12 protein-coding genes are annotated in these 16,964 nt (G+C 67.4%); 2 read left to right on the top strand and 10 right to left on the bottom strand.

What is annotated here, in order from left to right; all coding sequences use genetic code 11:
- The first annotated feature begins 195 nt into the window (after positions 1-195).
- On the top strand, positions 196-2,634 hold the full coding sequence (locus ACI3KU_RS11200; RefSeq protein ID WP_404922393.1) for a hypothetical protein: 2,439 nt from the start codon (positions 196-198) through the stop codon (positions 2,632-2,634).
- 50 nt (positions 2,635-2,684) lie between these two features.
- On the opposite strand, the gene ACI3KU_RS11195 is transcribed toward ACI3KU_RS11200, so the two are convergent.
- Both ACI3KU_RS11195 and ACI3KU_RS11190 read right to left on the bottom strand, forming a co-directional pair.
- Positions 2,685-3,500 carry a shikimate 5-dehydrogenase gene (locus ACI3KU_RS11195; protein WP_404922392.1) on the bottom strand — a complete coding sequence of 272 codons (816 nt, stop codon included), beginning with the start codon at positions 3,498-3,500 and terminating at the stop codon, positions 2,685-2,687.
- 78 nt (positions 3,501-3,578) lie between these two features.
- On the bottom strand, positions 3,579-3,905 hold the full coding sequence (locus tag ACI3KU_RS11190) for a nuclear transport factor 2 family protein (RefSeq protein WP_404922391.1): 327 nt from the start codon (positions 3,903-3,905) through the stop codon (positions 3,579-3,581).
- A gap of 329 nt (positions 3,906-4,234) precedes the next feature.
- Between ACI3KU_RS11190 and ACI3KU_RS11185 the strand changes: the two genes are divergently transcribed.
- Positions 4,235-4,615 carry a hypothetical protein gene (locus ACI3KU_RS11185; protein ID WP_404922390.1) on the top strand — a complete coding sequence of 127 codons (381 nt, stop codon included), beginning with the start codon at positions 4,235-4,237 and terminating at the stop codon, positions 4,613-4,615.
- Positions 4,616-4,619: 4 nt separating this feature from the next.
- On the opposite strand, the gene ACI3KU_RS11180 is transcribed toward ACI3KU_RS11185, so the two are convergent.
- The 8 genes from ACI3KU_RS11180 to ACI3KU_RS11145 form a co-directional block, all read right to left on the bottom strand.
- Positions 4,620-5,939, bottom strand: coding sequence for a GHKL domain-containing protein (locus tag ACI3KU_RS11180; RefSeq protein WP_404922389.1), 1,320 nt, complete (start codon positions 5,937-5,939; stop codon positions 4,620-4,622).
- Positions 5,936-6,658, bottom strand: a complete 723-nt coding sequence (locus ACI3KU_RS11175) for a LytR/AlgR family response regulator transcription factor (protein WP_404922388.1) — start codon at positions 6,656-6,658, stop codon at positions 5,936-5,938. Before ACI3KU_RS11175 ends, ACI3KU_RS11180 begins: the two co-directional genes overlap by 4 nt.
- 20 nt (positions 6,659-6,678) lie before the next feature.
- The gene (locus ACI3KU_RS11170; RefSeq protein ID WP_404922387.1) at positions 6,679-7,725 is read right to left on the bottom strand and encodes a glycosyltransferase family 2 protein; all 1,047 of its coding nucleotides are present in this window, start codon (positions 7,723-7,725) and stop codon (positions 6,679-6,681) included.
- On the bottom strand, positions 7,722-8,360 hold the full coding sequence (locus ACI3KU_RS11165) for a hypothetical protein (protein ID WP_404922386.1): 639 nt from the start codon (positions 8,358-8,360) through the stop codon (positions 7,722-7,724). The genes ACI3KU_RS11170 and ACI3KU_RS11165 overlap by 4 nt, the downstream gene beginning before the upstream one ends.
- Positions 8,357-10,786 (bottom strand): glycoside hydrolase family 3 C-terminal domain-containing protein, encoded by a 2,430-nt coding sequence (locus ACI3KU_RS11160; RefSeq protein WP_404922385.1) that lies wholly within the window; start codon positions 10,784-10,786, stop codon positions 8,357-8,359. The genes ACI3KU_RS11165 and ACI3KU_RS11160 overlap by 4 nt, the downstream gene beginning before the upstream one ends.
- A 106-nt stretch (positions 10,787-10,892) precedes the next feature.
- Positions 10,893-13,862 carry a glycoside hydrolase family 3 C-terminal domain-containing protein gene (locus tag ACI3KU_RS11155; protein WP_404922384.1) on the bottom strand — a complete coding sequence of 990 codons (2,970 nt, stop codon included), beginning with the start codon at positions 13,860-13,862 and terminating at the stop codon, positions 10,893-10,895.
- A 36-nt stretch (positions 13,863-13,898) separates the two neighbouring features.
- Positions 13,899-14,312 (bottom strand): hypothetical protein, encoded by a 414-nt coding sequence (locus ACI3KU_RS11150; protein ID WP_404922383.1) that lies wholly within the window; start codon positions 14,310-14,312, stop codon positions 13,899-13,901.
- 136 nt (positions 14,313-14,448) lie between these two features.
- Entirely contained in the window at positions 14,449-16,842 is a 2,394-nt protein-coding gene (locus tag ACI3KU_RS11145) for a glycoside hydrolase family 3 N-terminal domain-containing protein (RefSeq protein ID WP_404922382.1), read from the bottom strand.
- Between the last annotated feature and the right edge of the window lie 122 nt (positions 16,843-16,964).

Raw genomic sequence — 16,964 nt, 5'->3', positions numbered from 1 at the left:
CGGACCGTAACATCCCGGAAACAGAAACCGACCCAACGCACCCGAATATGACCACAAAACTGGGGTCAAAAAAACCCGGTGCGCTCCGGTGACGCCTCCGGTCCCTGACACTTGCAGAGAGCATGCCCGTGCGTCGTCCCGATGGCCCGGGGCGTGCTCTTTCCAGACCCCATATGTACAGGGAGAGTACGGGCGATGAAGCGAGCCACCGGTGTTCGGCGATGGATCAGCGCGGCGGGAGCGGCAGTTGTCGTCACTCTCGTCGGTGCGCTGAGTGCCCAGGCGTCAACCGTCACTGTCCCCACCCCCGACAGCGGGCCGACCAGCGGAGGCACGACGGTGATCGTGCCGGAGCCACCGTCGATCACATTCTCCGATATCGCGCAGGGTCGTGGTCACGCGCTCGCAGTCGGGTCCGATGGGCAGCTGTACTCGTGGGGCTCGAACAGCTCGGGCGAGCTGGGAACGGGAAACACGACGGCATCGACCACCCCCGTCGCTGTCGTGGCACCCGTTGGTATCACTCTGAGCGAACCCGCTGTGAGCTACGGCTGGTCTCTCGCAATCGGCTCCGACGGCAGTGTCTACGCGTGGGGAACCAACGCTCGCGGCCAGCTGGGCGACGGCACCACGACGAACTCCACGACACCGATCAAGGTACTCACCCCTCCGGGCGTGACGTTCAGTCAACCTCAGGCAGGCCAGTACACGTCGTCCGCTCTCGGCTCCGACGGCCAGGCTTACGTGTGGGGTCAGCTGTACGGGCTGCCGTACACCGGGCCAGCCAGCGCCACCACGATTCCGGTGCCCACGGCGGCACCGGGTGGTGCCACATTCACCAAGATCAGTGCGTCGAACGCACACATTCTCGCCCTCGCCTCGGATGGAACTCTGTACGCCTGGGGATACAACTCCTTCGGTCAGCTCGGAAACGGTTCCAGCACAACCTCGACGACGCCGGTGCCGGTTACGGCTCCGGCCGGAGTGACCTTCACCGAGTTCGTCGCCGGGGCGTACTTCTCGCTCGCCCTCGGAAGCGACGGCGTGCTGTACGGCTGGGGTAACAACGACTCGGGCCAGCTCGGTATCGGCAGCACGTCGTCTCGGAATGTTCCGACTCCCGTACTGGCTCCGGCCGGCGTGACGTTCTCGAACATCAGCGCGGGCTATGCGATCAGCTTCGCGGCCGGATCGGACGGGAACACTTACGGATGGGGTGATAACGGACTGTGGATCATCGGCGACGGAACCAACGTGCGTCGCACCACCCCCGTGGTGGTTCAGAGCCCCACCGGCGTGTCGCTGGGGGCCGTGGCATCGAGCGAGGAGCGCTCGCTTGCCATCGGATCCGACGGCAAGCTGTACGCCTGGTCGTACTTCTACGGCACCAACATCCCCACGCTGTTCTGGCCCCGAGTCACGGTCACGCGCGTGACCTTCGACGGCCTCGACGGCACATCGATCACCAACGTCGGCAACGGCGACTGGAGCGCCGTCACCCCGCCGCATGCGGCCGGCCCGGTCGACGTGGTCGTGGAGTGGACCCTGAACGGCGTCGCACAGACTCCTGTCACGTACGTCAACGGTTACACCTACGTTGAGGCTCCGACCATCACGACCCCGGCGGATCAGACGACGACGGTGGGCGTACCCGCGGTCTTCTCCGTGAGCGCCACGGGCTACCCGGACCCGACGATCTCGTGGGAGTACTCGCCGGACGGCGGCAACACGTGGTTGCCGATCAGCGGCGACACGGCCGCGGTGGTCTCGCCGGACGGCACGACCCTGACGGTCACGCCCCCGGACCTCGGCCATGACGGTCGTCAGTACCGCGCCACCGCGACGAACTCCGTCGGCTCCGCGGTCAGCGGACCCGCGACGCTGACCGTGACACCGGTGACGAACCCGTCAGGATCGCCGTCGCCGTCGCCGACGCCGACACCGACACCGACACCGACACCGACACCGACACCGACACCGACGGACACGACGTCCCCGTCACCGACTCCGACGCCCACCGACACGACGTCCCCGTCACCCACTCCGACGCCCACCGACACGACGTCCCCGTCACCCACTCCGACGCCCACCGACACGACGACACCAACTCCTACGGCAACGCCGACCGAAACGCCGACGCCGACCGCGACGCCTACGTCCACGGCAACTCCGACGCCCACGGCAACTCCTACGGCAACGCCGACCACGACGCCTACGCCTACCGCGACGCCGACCGAAACGCCGACGCCGACCGCGACGCCTACGTCCACGGCAACTCCGACGCCCACGGGAACGGCGACGCCCACTCCGACGGGAACGCCCACGGGAACGCCCACGGGAACGCCCACGGCGACGGCAACGCCCACCTCGACGGCAACGCCCACCTCGACCGCAACCGCATCGCCCACGGCAACGCCCACCGGAACGGCAACGCCCACCGCGACGTCGTCGCCCACGGCATCGTCTTCGACGGGCGTCCCGGTCGTACCGACGGCGCCGTCGACGGGGACGGGCACGCTGCCCACCACCGGCGTCACGTCACCGATGGGGGGTCTCGCGGCCACTGCCGTGCTGCTGCTGGTCGGCGGCGTGCTGGCTGCCGCCTGGCGAACAGCTCCCCGCCGTCGTAGCTAAGACGCAGCAGTCTGAGGGGCGGTGCTGATCGGATCGATCAGCACCGCCCCTCAGGCTGTACGCGAGTACGCCGCCGCGCGCGCGACCTGATCCGCGGTGATCATCACGCCGGTGTAGCGCTCGAACTGGCGCGCCGCCTGCTGGGCGTGGACCTCTGCTCCCGAGATCACCGGCTTTCCCGCGGCACGCGCGGCGCGGATCAGCGGCGTCTCGGCGGGAAACGCGACCACGTCGAACACCACGTTCGCCGCGGCGATGTGAGACGCCGAGAATGAGAGCAGGTCAGCTGCCTCCCCGCTCATCCCCAGCGGCGTCACGTTGACGATGATCTCCGCGCCCGGGTGCGGTTCGCTGTCGCGCCAGCCGAACCCGTACTGCGCGGCAAGGGCCTGGCCCGCGGCACCGTTGCGCGCCCACACGATCCCATCGGCGAATCCCGCGTCGCGGAACGCGGCGACGACGGCCTTCGCCATCCCACCGGACCCACGCACCAGCACGGAGGCGGCCGGATCGAGGTTGTTCGCGACGATGAGCTGGGCGATGGCCTCGTAGTCGGTGTTGGCGGCCACCAGTCGCCCGTTGGTGTTCACGATCGTGTTCACCGACTGGATCGCAGCCGCCGATGGCTCGAGTTCGTCCACGAGCGGGATGACCGCCTCTTTGAAGGGCATCGAGATGCTCGCCCCGCGAATGCCGAGGGCGCGGATTCCGCGCACAGCACCCTCGATGTCATCCGTCGTGAAGGCCTTGTAGATGAAGTCGATGCCGAGTTCGGCGTAGAGGAAGTTGTGGAACCGAGTGCCGAGGTTGGACGGACGACCCGCGAGGGAGATGCACAGAGTCGTGTCCTTGTTCAGGGTGGGCATGCCTCCATCCTCCCCCGTCGTGGGCAGAGGACAGCCCTTCGTCCCGGCTCGACCAGAAGGAAGGGCTCTCGTGTGCGATCAGCCCTCGCGGATGGTCATCCGGGTGATCTTGTCGCCATCGACGTCGAAGACGAACGTCGACAGGCCGTTGGCGTAGTTCGAGCGCCAGTCGCCGATGACGGTGATCTGGCCGTCAGCCGTGGAGACCGACTCGACGGAGAGGGTGCCGCGAGCGCCGATGAACTCCTTGTCGCTCCACCCTTTGATGGCCGCGCGGCCGGAGAACACGCGCCCCCAGTCGTCGACCGCTCCGTCCGTGGTGAAGGCGTCGAGGAAGCCGTCCTCATCGTGCCGGTTGACGGTCTCGATGAAAGCGGCGATCGGCTCGGGAACGCTGCTGCTCATGTCTCTTCTCTTCCTGTTCGGGTTGTCGCGTGGTGTAGCCGCCGTTGGCGAGGATGGTCTGACCTGTGATCCACCAGCCGTCGGTAGCGAGGAACGTCACGATCGGTGCGATGTCCTCGATCTGGGTCAGCTGGTTCCCCATTGCCTGCGACCTATGGAACCCTACGCGCTCGGGAGTCTCCCGACCATAGATGCCGCGCCCGCCCCGACGATAGCCACGCGCCGAGATCGGCGAGTGCGCCGTCCACAGGTGCCAAGGCGTGCCCCGACCCCTAGGCTGGCCGCGACGTCCCCACGCGCCGCGCGCGTCGTCTTGAACTGGAGTCCGCATGGTCCGCTTCCTCATCCGCGCCGGGATCTTCCTCGGCACCGCCGCCATCGCCCTGCTGCTGATCGCACTCCTCGTCCCCGGAGCCAAGCTCTCCGTCGCAGGATTCATCGTCGCGGTGGTGGTCTTCGCCGTGGCGCAGAGCCTGCTCGCCCCGCTCGCCGACAAGCTCACGCGCGAGCATGCACCCGCGCTCATCGGCGGCGTCGGTCTGGTGTCCACGTTCGTGGCGCTGCTGATCGCCTCGCTCTTCCCCGGCGGACTGGTGATCACCGGCATCGGCTCGTGGGTGCTGGCCACCGTGATCGGCTGGGTGGTCACCGCGCTCGGCTCGTGGCTGCTTCCGAAGGTGTTCCTGAAGGCCAAGCCGACCAAGCGCTGAGGAGTCAGCTCACCGGAGCCCGGGCGGGGAAGAGCACCCGCAGGGAGAACCACTGCGCATCGGAGCTCACGGACACGACGCCGTCGTAGGTCGCCGCCGCCGTCTCGATGTTGCGGAGGCCATACCCGTGACCGCGCCCGCGCTTGCGGGTGACGATGCGGTCACCGTCGCGCAGCACCGTGCCGTCGAAGGTGTTCTCGATCCGCACCATCGTGAAGTCGTCCTGCGAGAACAGGGCGAACCGGATCTGTCGCAATCGGCCCGGCGCGAGAGCCCCGGCCGCCTCGATGGCGTTGTCGAGGGCGTTGCCGATCAACGACGTCAGCTCCATCGGGCGCATGAACGACAGCAGCCGACCATCGGCCACGACGGAGACCTCGATCCCGCGCTCCCCCGCTCGGGAGAGCTTGGCGGTCATGATCGCGTCGAGCACGTGGTTGCCGGTCTGCACGACGGCGCCGTATCGCGTGATCGAATCCTCCAGGTCATCCAGCATGCGCGAGCGCGCCGAGGCGTCCTCCTCCGACCGGATCGCCTCGAGATGGTGCTTCATGTCGTGGTGCTTCCGGTTCACCTCGTCGATCGAGCGTCGGGTGATCTCGTACTGGTCGTGCTGGCTGCGCAGCAGCTGCGCCATCGCCTCGGCATCGCGTCGGGCGATGGCCTCATGATGCACCCGCAGCTGCACGTGCAGGGCGATGTACCCGCACAGGTCCACCAGGGTGCGGATGTAGAGGATCTCGCTGCCAAACCTGCCGCTGAAGGGGGTGTCGACGCTCACAAAGCTGAGGTTGGAGATGCCGAAGGTCGCGATCGCGATCGCGACAGCACCGACGAACAGCGCACCGCTCGCCTCCAGCCGGGCACCCCGGTTGAACTGGTTGCGCTCCATCAGCGCGACGGCCCCGAACAGAACGATATAGGTGATCACGGCCGCCACCGTCTGCACGGCGCCGTCCACGCGCCCCGCGTAGAACCGGTCGAGCTGCCAGTACACCGACGCGGCCAGCTCGGCCAGCACGAACGCGCGCGCCGCGACGAATCCCGCGCCGCGGACCGACGAGTCCAGGCCGAGGAAGACGAAGCCGAACATCGCCGCGGCGGCAACGGACATGCCGGGAATCCACCAGGCGATCGGCAGCGTGCCCGCCCAGCTCTGCACGGCCAGCAGCACGGCCAGCCCCAGCACCAGGACGCCGATGGTGGGCACGAGCGCGAACCGTCGCCGGGCGATCAGCAGATACACCGCGCACGCGCCCCACTCCGCCACCGCGGTCAGGGATCGGGGGATCTCGGCGAGAACCGGGCCGGCGACCTCGTTCACGCGGAGATTCCGCGGGAGCCGACGTGCTCGGCGAGAGCGGCCAGGAACTCGCGCTTGCGCGGCCGACTGATCGGCAGCGTTCCGCCGCCCCGAATACGGCAGTCGTTGCCCTCGACGCCGGTGACGTGACGGAGGTTGACCAGCAGCCCGCTGTGGCAGCGCAGGAACCCCTTGCCTGCCAGCTCGGATTCCATCGCCTTGACCGTGGTCGCGATGCTGAACACGGTGTCGAGCGTGTACAGATCGATGCGATGACGGACGGATTCGATGTAGCGGATGTCATCCACGGCGATGCGGTGATGAACGCCGTCGGTCGCGTTGAACAGCAGCTCGCTGCGCGGCTGGCGCTGCAGGCGCGCCAGGATGCGATTCATCTCGTGCTCGAACGACGTGTACGAGACGGGCTTGAGGAGGTAGCTGAGCGCATCGACCTCGTAGCCGCTGACCGCATAGTGCGGCGAAGCGGTGACGAACACGATGATGACTTCGGAATCGACCTCGCGGATGCGTCGGGCCGCGGTCATGCCGTCGACGCGCGGCATCTGCACGTCGAGGAACAGCACGTCCCAGTCGGAGCGGTAATCCGTCAGCACGTCCGCGCCGTCGCGGAAGGCGCCCACGTGAAAGCGTTCGCCGCTGGAGCGCTGAAAGCGGTCGAGGTGCGACAGCAGCCGCTCCACCGCCGTCGCGTCGTCCTCGACGATTCCGATCCGAATCACTCGTGTTCCTCCGTGATCGGTCAGCTGAACCCGACCACGCGGCGGGCGACGTGGTACGCGAAACTCGTCGCGCGTCGACCCGCATGCCCGGGAAGGTTGCTCGTCGCGCCGATGAGCGTGCGCCGCATCCGGGTGTAGAGCCAGGGGTTCTCCGTCTTCACCTCGCGCCAGAAGGCATCGCGCTGCGCGAGGTGAGCCCGAGTGCCGGCTCGAGCGAGGGTGGCGCTGGTGACGGCGCACACACCCTCCAGGTGATGCAGCAGTGCCCGATAGAGCTGGATCGGCACGTCGCCGCGCGTGACGTCGGCCTGTGAGGGCAGCTCGGCCAGCGTGAGGCGATTCACCCGGAGCTGCTGGTCGACGCGGCGCACCATCACCTCCGGCGCCACCGACTGGCCGGCTCGACCGATGTAGTAGCGGTAGAGGGGCACGGGAAGATAGCGCATCCGTCGCACGTGGACGAGTGGGGTGACCACGAAGAGGTTGTCGACGTAGAAGGTGTGCTCAGGAAGGTGCAGCCCGCTGTCGCGCAGCACCTGCGTGCGGAAGACGATCGCGTGCATCATGAGCACCTGGCGCCGGGTGAAGCGCTCCGTCTCCTGCCAGGTGAACTCGCGCCCCGCGGGGAAGACGTTGTCGAAGCGGGCGACCTTCGGCGATTTCCCCTCGCGCTCGTGGACGAAGTCCGTGAACACGACATCCACGTCATCCGCGTCGTGCGCGAGCGTTGTCATCAGCGCCCGCAGCGATGCCTCATCAAGCCAGTCATCCGCGTCCAGCACCTTCAAGAACTCGCCGCGTGCGGCCGCGAGGCCGGCGTTGATCGCACCGCCGTGACCAGCATTGGGCTGATGGATCACCCGCACCGTCTCCGGATACCGGGCCGCCCACACATCGGCGAGTCGCCCCGTGCGGTCGGTGGATCCGTCATCGACGACGATCACCTCGACGCCCGCCACATCGACGACCGCACCCATCGCACGGTTCAGATACGCGTCGGCGTTGTAGGCGGGGACGACGATAGTGAGCAGCGGCACACCACCCAGTGTGCCGGAGACGGAGCTCATCTCTCTCCGCTCTGATCCGCGTGTTCCACGACCTCGACCGTAGCCGGAACCTGTCGGAAGATCACTTTGAAGATCGGATAGAAGACCCAGAACGAAATGGCGGCGTTGATGATCATCGTTAGAACATCTGCCACCACCGAGCCGGTCGAGCCCCAGTCCAGCGTCTCCATGAAGAATCCGTAGATCGGCGCCTTGTAGAAGCCCTGCGCTGCGGCGGCGATGAAGGTGATCACCACGTAGGCCACGGCGTACCAGAAGGCGGCGCGCCAGATCGATGTGTTCGATTTGAAGGTGATGTTGCGCTGCAGGAAGAAGTTGATCACCTGGGCGATGAGCAGCGTGATCTGCACGGCGAGGAAGTACGCGAGTCCGCCGCCGCCGGCCGGCAGCTCCCCGGCGGCGTAATCGAACATGTAGTACGCGCTGCCGTCGACGTTGGACCCGACGGGGAGCACCCGGAAGTTGACGTCGGTGAAGTCGGTGAAAGAGGCGAATCCCCAGCGAAACAGCGGCATGAGGGCCAGCTGCAGCACCGTGATGCCGTTGGAGAGCACGAGGAACATGAGGAACTTCGACAGCTCCGGGCGGCGCTCTTGGAACCCGCCCCACCAGTTCTTGACAGCGGTCAGCATCATGCACTCTTTCTCTGGGCTGCGGCGTCGAAAGCCCGCTTCGCGGCCTTCTCCTCGCGTCGTCCGCGGAAGAAGGCGCCGATGATCCGTCCGAGCCCGCGGACGCTCTGTCCGTTCACGAGGGTGAGGACGGCGGCGGTGAGCCGACTGGTGGCCAGCCCGCCGCTCATCTTGGAGATGACTCGGAACGGCCCGTTCAGCAGGAACAGGATGTTCAGGTCGGGGGTGCCGGCGGCTTCGGCCTTGCGCCGGCGGGAATCGAGGATGCGGAACGCCATGCGGCCGAGGGCACCGCGTGCGCCGGACATCCGATCCATCGGGTCGTTGACCTCCAACGGTCCGCTTCCCCACTCAGAATCGGGGATCGCACGTTTCAGCATCACCGCGAAGGCGGCGTCATCCGCTCCGCCCGTCGACACCGTGGCGAGACGTTCGTCCAGGAGCGGAAGGGACACTCCGGCGCGCGTGATGGTGGCGCGTAGCGGCAGGTCCTGGCTGTTGGCACCCACGGCGATCTCATACTCGCCCGCCTCCACCTGCCAGCTGTCGCTGCCGACATCGAAGAAGCGGAAGGTGCGGTCGGTGAAGGCGAGGCTGACCCGACGCGATTCGCCCGGTTCGAGCCAGACCTTGGTGTAGCCCTTGAGCTCACGCACCGGACGCAGCACACCGCTCTCGCCAAGGCGACCGATGTAGAGCTGGACGACGTCGCTTCCCGCGCGCAGACCGGTGTTGGTCACCGTGGCCTGAGCGCCGTTCTCGTCGACGGCCAGGTCGCGGTACGCGAACGTCGTGTAGCCGAGGCCGTAGCCGAAGGGGTATGCGACATCAACCGCGGCGCTCTCGTAGTGCCGGTATCCGACGAACGGACCTTCCCGATACTCCGCCGTGCGTGCCCGGCTCGGGAACGACCCCGCGGTCGGGGTGTCGGCCAGCGAGATCGGCAGCGTCTCGGCCAGACGCCCGCCCGGCTCGACGACCCCGGTGAGCACATCGACGATCGCTTCCGCGCCCGCCTGTCCGCCCAGATAGCCGTGCACGAGGGCGGCGGCGTGCGCGGACCACGGCGTCTCGACGGCACCACCGGCGCTGAGCACCACAACGGTGCGCGGATTCGCGCTGTGGATCGAGGCGAGCAGCTCGACCTGATCAGCGGGCAGGGCCAGGGTCGAGCGATCGAGTCCTTCGGATTCGGCGATCTCCGGCAGCCCCAGGGCGAGCACCACCACGTCCGCGCGACTCGCGAGTGCGACCGCCTCGGCGATCAGCGTGGGATCCGAACCGCCGTCGCGACGGAAGCCCTGGGCGGTGCCCGCGAGGGTCACCGTGGACGACGCGCCCATCGCCTCAACGAGGGTGGAGACGCGCGTGGCGTTCACCAGCGAGGACCCCGCACCCTGGAAGCGCGGCGTTGTCGCGAAGTCGCCGACCAGGGCGACCGTGGTGCCCTCGCCGAGCGGAAGGATGCCACCCTCGTTGCGCAGCAGGACGGCTGATTCGGCGGCAGCGCGCCGTGCCAGCGCGTGGTGGGCATCGAGGTCGACGGTCGCGGCGGTTCGCGGCGAGACCGTGCGCACCAGGTCGATCACCTCCGACACCCGGGCGTCCAGATCGGCCATCGGCAGCTCACCGCTTTCGACGGCCGCCACGATAGCGCGCGCCGAATCGAAGCCCGGCGACGGCATCTCGAGCGTGCCACCGGCACTCACCGCGGTCACCGCGTCGTTTCCCCCGCCCCAGTCCGAGACGACGGCACCGTGGAAGCCCCACTCCTCGCGCAGCACCTGCTGGAGAAGGTGCGTGTTCTCGTGGGCGTACGTGCCGTTGATGAGGTTGTACGACGACATGATCGCCCACGGCGCCGACTCCCGAACCACGATCTCGAAAGCGGTGAGGTAGATCTCCCGCAGCGTCCGCTCGTCCACGACGGAGTCGCTGACCATGCGGCGCAGCTCCTGGCTGTTGACGGCGAAGTGCTTGGGAGTGGCGGCGACTCCGGCCGACTGGATGCCCCGCACGTAGGCGGCGGCCAGCCGCCCGGACAGCTCGGGATCCTCGGAGAAGTACTCGAAGTTGCGACCACCCAGCGGGCTGCGCTTGATGTTCAGACCAGGACCGAGCAACACGCCGACGCCCTGGCTGGAGGCCTCCGCGCCGAGCGCGGCTCCCACCCGCTCCGCGAGATCATCGTCCCAGCTGCCGGCGATCGTGGCGGCCGTGGGGAAGCACGTCGCGGGTTCGGAGCCGTTGATGCCGAGGTGATCCGCGGATCCGACCTGCTTGCGCACGCCGTGGGGTCCGTCCGCCAGCCAGATCGCGGGCAGATCGATGCGCTCGATCGCGCGGGTCTCCCAGGTGTTCGCGCCGCTGAGCAGCGCGGCCTTCTCCAGGAGGGTCAGCTCATTGACGAGCTGTGCGGTGTCTTTCACGATGGATCTTTCTCGACGACGGGGTTCATGCCCTCATCCGTCGTCACGATGGTGGAAGGAGTGGCCCTCGGGTCGGCGAGCAGACGTCCGACCCGACGGTCACGGCTCATGCCCCGGCGGCAGCCTGTGCGATCGCGGCGCGCCGGCGTCGCACTCGGAGCACCACCATCACGATGGCGCCGAGGATCAGCAGACCGAGCACCGCGGTGATGACGATCTGCCAGACCACCCATGCCGGCGGCGTGTAGTTGACGGTCGCGCCGGGAGCCAGTCCGTTCATCGCGTTGGAGTTGGCGACGGTGAACAGGATGTTGTGCGTGGCCTGACGGATGTCGGTCACGGCCTTCGCGGACGAGGAGTCGTTGAACGACTTCGACGGCTGGAAGGTGAGCATCAGATCCGACCCGGCGTTGATGCCCTCATTCGGGTTCATGTACGGGTACAGGTTGAAGTCCGTGATCGCGAACCCCTCGAAACCCCACTCATCGCGCAGCACCGTGTCCATGAGTGCCACCGATCCGCCGGCCCAGGTCGCCCCGATCCGGTTGAAGGAGCTCATCATGCCGGCCGCACCGATCGTCGTCTCGGAGACCGTTCCCACGTCATCCGCGAGGAACTTCACGTTCATCTTGATGTTCTTGACGGCGATCTCGAAGGGCTTCAGGTAGACCTCGCGGATCGTCTGCTCGGTGGCCCAGGTGGCGATGCCGTTGTTGACGCGGTTGGTCTCCTGCTCGTTCAGCGCGTAGTGCTTGATCATCGTGTAGACGCCCTTGGTGCCGATCCCGTTGGAGACGGCGGTGAGCATCTGGCCCGACAGCACCGGGTCCTCCGAGTAGTACTCGAAGTTGCGGCCGGCGAACGGCGAGCGGTGCAGGTTCGCGGCGGGCGCGTACCAGCCGTTGATGTTCTTGAAGATCGCCTCGTTGCCGAGCATCACTCCCATCGCCGCTCCGAGCTCAACATCCCAGGTCTGGGCGATGAGGACCTCGGACGGGTAGGCCGTGCCGTTGATCGCGGAGTTGATGAAGGAGGAGAAGCCGGCGGGGCCATCGGGCTCGAGGGTCTGCGGCTTGCCGATCGAGCCGATCGCGGCCGTCTGGTAGGCGCCGTTGAGCAGCACCGAGGTCATGTCCCCCACGCTCAGGGAGTCCAGCAGCTCGTTCCACTTCGGGTCGTCCTTGGCGAGGCCTCGCATGTCGATGAGCGACAGATCGGTGCTCGCGCCCGTGGTCGGCATGTCGCCGTCGAACTCGGCGGCGGCACCCTCGTGATCCCAGACCGCGAAGCCGGCGGCAACCGCCTCATCGGCGACCAGCATGTCGTCGGTCGGAGCCGTGGGGAAGGTACCCGCGAAGTCTGCGCGGGAGAACACCGGGATCTTCCCGGCCTCCCTCTCCGTGGTGAACTGCGCCGAGACGTCGTCGAACTGATTGGTGACCTCGGTCTCGTCGGACGCACGGTGGTCGTCGCCGGCGTACACCACGTCGGAGGCGACCGCGTAGGTGAACGGCTGCGTGCCGGCGGCCACCGTGTGCGAGTCGCTGCGCACGCTCAGCTCGTAGTCGCCCGCCTCCAGCACGTACGCCTGCTTGTCGAGGTAGTCGTAGGAGGCCATGTCCTCGACGGCGATCTCGATGGTGACCTGCTCGCTGGCCCCCGGCTCGATGGTCCCGGTCTTCGCGAAGCCGCCGAGGAGAACCTCGGGCTTCTCGATCCCTCCGGGCGTGTACGGCGCCGAGTAGTAGAGCTGCACGACGTCGCGTCCCGCGATCGCACCGGTGTTGGTGACGTTCACCGTGACCGCGATGGTGCCATCGACCGCTCCGATCTCAGTGGAGGCGATCTGCCACGCGAAGCTCGTGTAGCTGAGGCCGTAGCCGAACGGGTAGACGACGGCCTGGTCGTAGTCGATGAAGCCCTCGGCAGCGGCCGTTTCGTAGTAGCGGTAGCCGAAGTAGATGCCCTCCGCGTAGTTCACGAAGGTGGCGTCGTCGGTGATGTCGGCGTTCGACGTGGCGGACTCGGTCACCGGCACCGGGTAGGACGGCGCGACGTTGTTGTACTGGAAGTTGCCGAAGTTCGCGTACGTCGGGTCCTTCGTGAAGTCGGACGCCCAGAGGTCGACCGTGCGACCGGAGGGGTTGACGTCACCGCTGAGGATGCGTCCGAGCGCGTTGAACGCGGTCGCACCGGGGGAACCGGCGAGAAGAATCGCGTCCACACCCGCGTCGTTCTGCAGGTCTCCGAGCTCCAGCGTCGTCGAGGCGTTGATGACGACGACCACGGTCTCGAAGTTGGCCTTGGCCAGCGCGATCAGGTCGCGCTCGTCCTTGTTCAGCTCCAGCTGGTGCTGGCCGGGCTGAGCGTTGTCGTCCCAGCCGGTCATGTCCTGGGCGAGGTCGCCGCCCTCACCGCCGGGGCGGCCGATCATGATCACGGCCGCGTCCCCGAACGGCGCGAAGGAGGAGGCCTGCGCCTCGTACTCCGAGACCGGCAGCTCGCCGATGTTGTAGGTGGAGACGTCCGGCTTGTCCATCTCGATGTAGCCGCGCGGGTTCTCCGCAGCGAACGCCTCGATGGCCGAGAAGACCTGGTCGTTCACCCCGAAGCCGGCGTTCTCGATGCCCATGCGCGCCGTGACCGCCGAGTTGGTGTCGACGGAACCGGAACCCGAACCGCCGTAGACGGGGTCAGCGGCGGCGCGACCGAGCATCGTGACCTGGGCACCGGCGGCCAGCGGAAGAGCGGTCGCGTTGTTCTTGGCCAGGACGATGCCGCCGGCACCGATCTCCTCGACCAGCGCGAGAGACGCGGCGTCCACGTCCTCGATGGTGTCGTAATCGGCCTCGTAGTAGGTGGTGTCCCAGTCCTTCGACTCCTCGGAGTTCGTGAAGGTGTAGGTGCCGGTGCCGAGCTGCGAGGCGATCCAGCCCGTGGCCACGTTCATCGCGATGTTGGCGACCACCGTGATGATGCTCACCAGCGCGATCACCGGGATCCAGATCGCCAGGTACTTCTTATTGGACATGCGGGGCTTCGGTGCCCCGCCGGCAGCAGCCGGTCGTGCGTTCACTTCGGTTCTCCTCGGATGTGCGACGTCGGGGTGGCGTTACTTGGCGGCCTCGGTGATGGTGCCGTCCTGGTCGATCTGCCAGGTCTTGCCGCTCTCCGCCGACACCGCCTCGATCACGTACTTGCCGTCTGCGATGGCGACGGTCCCGGTGACGCGCTTGGCCGCATCGGACTTCACGAACGGCATGACGAGCATTCCGTACTTCTGGGTGGGCTGGGTGACATCGCCAGCGAGCATGACCTGGGTCCAGCTCGGGTCGGTCGCCAGCGCGTCCTCGATGGCCTGGCGTGCGCCCTCGAGATCGGCGGCGACGTCGACGGTGCTTTCCTCGGTCGACGACGCGGCGGGCGCGTCGGCCGCGCTGTCGGTCGAGCACGCGGCCAGCCCGAAGGTGCCGGTGAGGGCGATCAGGGTGGCAAGTGCTGCGGTCTTGATCTGGGTGGTGTTCATTTCTCTGCTCCTTCTCCTGCTGTGATTCCGGTGCTTCGTGGCGCGCGTCCGGATCGCGCTGCCCGCTGTCGTCGGGCCCTGCCGTGTGCCGGGGGTGATCCGCGCGTTCGGCGGACCACCCCCGGCGGTGTCGTGATTACTCGGTGATCGCGCCCTGGTAGTCCAGGCCGAAACCGAACTTCCAGTCGTTGCCCTCAGCGTCGACGTAGGACGTGGTGTCCTCGGCGACGTCCTCGTTCTGCGCCTCGACGGCGTTCATGTCGATCGGGAAGCCGATCGGGAGGCGGCCCTGCGGCTCGTGCGCGCCGGCGGCGACCGTGAGCGTCGCGAGGTCGCTCACGCCGAAGCCGACCAGGACCACGTCCGACTTCGCCTCGAACTCCGTGGGGACGACCGGGTTGTTCGCCTTCACGATGGTGATGACGGGGATGTCCTTGCCGGAGGCGTCCACGGCGGTGACGGCACGGTTGAACGCGTCGATGTCAGCCGCGTTCGAGATGCGAGACGTCTTGCCGAAGTACGAGCGATTCTCCTTCGATCCGTCGGCGAGGGTGTCGCCGCCGATCGACGTCTTGCGCACGTTCTCGCCGTTGGCGGTGTAGGGCGCCCACTGCAGCGAGAACGGGTACCACTCGCCGGTGTCGGCGTCGTGGCCGGACGCGGAGAACGGGCTGCCGTTGTTCGGGGAGCGCAGGCCCACCAGAACGGCGTCCACGTCGGTGAGATCCGGCGCGGTCATCGAGGTGACTTTGCCGTCGGCGTCGAGCTGGACGGTGTCGGTCAGGACCTTTCCGAAGATCTCCTCGGCGGACTCGATGCTGAGCGTGGCGCCCTCGGTGTACTCGGCCGGGCCGAAGAGGCCGGGGTGGCCGATGTCGTAGGTGTGCGGGATGTAGACGGTCTTGTCGGACCAGTCCGCGCCCTCGGCGACGGTGCCGTCGTTCTTCAGCATCACGACGGAGTCGAGCTGTGCGTCGAAGCCGGCCTTGACGTTCTCGGCGCTGCCGACGGCCTCCTTCGACTTCTCCAGGTCGACGAAGGGGCTGTCGAACAGGCCCGGCGCGAAGTAGGCGGTCAGGATGCGCGCGCCGGACTCGGCCCAGCGTGTGTCGGCGTCGACGTCGACCTCGCCCGTCGCGTAGCGCTCGTTCCAGAGGTCGTACGCCTCGAGGATGTGCGTCGCGTCGTTGACGCCACCGAACATGTCGACGGTGTTCTTCAGCACGGTGAAGTAGCGCTCGGCGGGCTCGATGTCCTCGGCGCCCCACGCGGTCGCGATCAACGCGCCCTCGTCGTTCGCGCCGCTCATGACGCCCCAGTCGGTGACGATCGCGCCCTGGAAGCCGATCTCGTCGCGGATGTACGCGAGCGCCTCGGTGTTGTAGGCGGTGCCGACGGCCTTGTCGCCGAGCAGCGGGGTGCCGTCGCCGTCGAGCATGATCGAGTAGTTCGTCATCATGCCGAGCGAGTCGGATGCGGCAGCGAACACCGAGCCTGCGGCCTCCAGGCTGTCCTGTCCGCCACCCGGGAAGACGGCGTACTTGCCGACAGCCGTGTGCGACTCACGACCGCCCTCGCCCGCACCGTCCCCCGGCGCGTGCTTGATGGTGGTCGGGACCGAGTCGAGACCCCAGCCGAGGTTCTCGCCGTCTTCGCTGTAGGTGCTCTGGAAGCCGGTGACATACGCGGCGGCGAGCTCCGAGGCCAGCGCCGCATCCTCGCCCAGGGTGCCGGAGACACGGAGCCAGCGCGGCTCCGTGGCCAGATCGATCTGCGGGCTCAGTGCGTTGGAGATACCCAGCGCACGGTACTCCTCGGACGCGATGCGGCCGAATTCCTCAACGGTCTCCGCCGAGAAAGTGGAGGCGAGTCCGAGCACCGACGGCCAGAGCGACGTGCCGGTGCCGGTCTCGGTGTAGGTGGAACCCGACTGGGCTTCCGAACGCGGGTCGGACGAGAAGTTGGCCGGGACGTAGGGGGTGTCGTCGGTCGCCAGGGTCTCCACGTAAGCCTGCATCGCGTTGACCCAGGTGACGTTCTCCTCGACGTCGGAGCCGCCGGCGTTGAGGACATTGCGCAGGTGCGACTCGGAGAGGTAGGTCTTCTGCGGGTCGGTGAGTCCATCGCCGGGTGAGCGCTCGTGCGAGCTGAAGAGCATGAGGCCGGAGATCTGCTCCGCCGTCAGCGTCTTCGCGTAGGCCGCGGCGCGTTCCGCCGGGGCGACGCGCCAGTCCTCGAACGTGTCGAGGTCGCCGTTGCCGTTGATGTCCTTGAAGGCGTAGGTCTTGCCGTCGGCCTTCTGCTCGATCAGCTCGATGCCGCCATCGGCGCTGTAGGAGAGCTGTGCGCCGTCGCCCGGGTTCTCGACGATGATGAAGTCGGTGGTTCCGTCCGATACCTCACGGCTCGTGTATTCGGCGGACTCCGCAGAGTTCACCGATTCGGGCGAGCCGCCCGTGCATCCGCTCAGAGTGATCGCGAGACCGAAGCCGGTCGCCAGCGCGATGCCTTTCTTTGGCAGGGCCTTCATTGGCCTATCCCTTTCGTCGTAGACATGCGTCACAGGGGGTGCACCCGTTTGCGATCCCGTCTCTGGGTCGCCGTCGCGCCTGCTGGAGCGCACGGGCAGTGACGGATTGAGATTTTCACGAC

Source organism: Microbacterium sp. ZW T5_56, from assembly GCF_044987425.1.
Lineage (GTDB): Bacteria > Actinomycetota > Actinomycetes > Actinomycetales > Microbacteriaceae > Microbacterium.
This window is presented reverse-complemented; position numbering and strand designations above follow the sequence as displayed.

Excerpts from the sequence above, each read along its gene's own strand:
- ACI3KU_RS11200 (WP_404922393.1), top strand. The coding sequence starts at position 196 with ATGAAGCGAGCCACCGGTGTTCGGCGATGGATCAGCGCGGCGGGAGCG.
- ACI3KU_RS11195 (WP_404922392.1), bottom strand. The coding sequence starts at position 3,500 with ATGCCCACCCTGAACAAGGACACGACTCTGTGCATCTCCCTCGCGGGT.
- ACI3KU_RS11190 (WP_404922391.1), bottom strand. The coding sequence starts at position 3,905 with ATGAGCAGCAGCGTTCCCGAGCCGATCGCCGCTTTCATCGAGACCGTC.
- ACI3KU_RS11185 (WP_404922390.1), top strand. The coding sequence starts at position 4,235 with ATGGTCCGCTTCCTCATCCGCGCCGGGATCTTCCTCGGCACCGCCGCC.
- ACI3KU_RS11170 (WP_404922387.1), bottom strand. The coding sequence starts at position 7,725 with ATGAGCTCCGTCTCCGGCACACTGGGTGGTGTGCCGCTGCTCACTATC.
- ACI3KU_RS11165 (WP_404922386.1), bottom strand. The coding sequence starts at position 8,360 with ATGATGCTGACCGCTGTCAAGAACTGGTGGGGCGGGTTCCAAGAGCGC.
- ACI3KU_RS11150 (WP_404922383.1), bottom strand. The coding sequence starts at position 14,312 with ATGAACACCACCCAGATCAAGACCGCAGCACTTGCCACCCTGATCGCC.
- ACI3KU_RS11145 (WP_404922382.1), bottom strand. The coding sequence starts at position 16,842 with ATGAAGGCCCTGCCAAAGAAAGGCATCGCGCTGGCGACCGGCTTCGGT.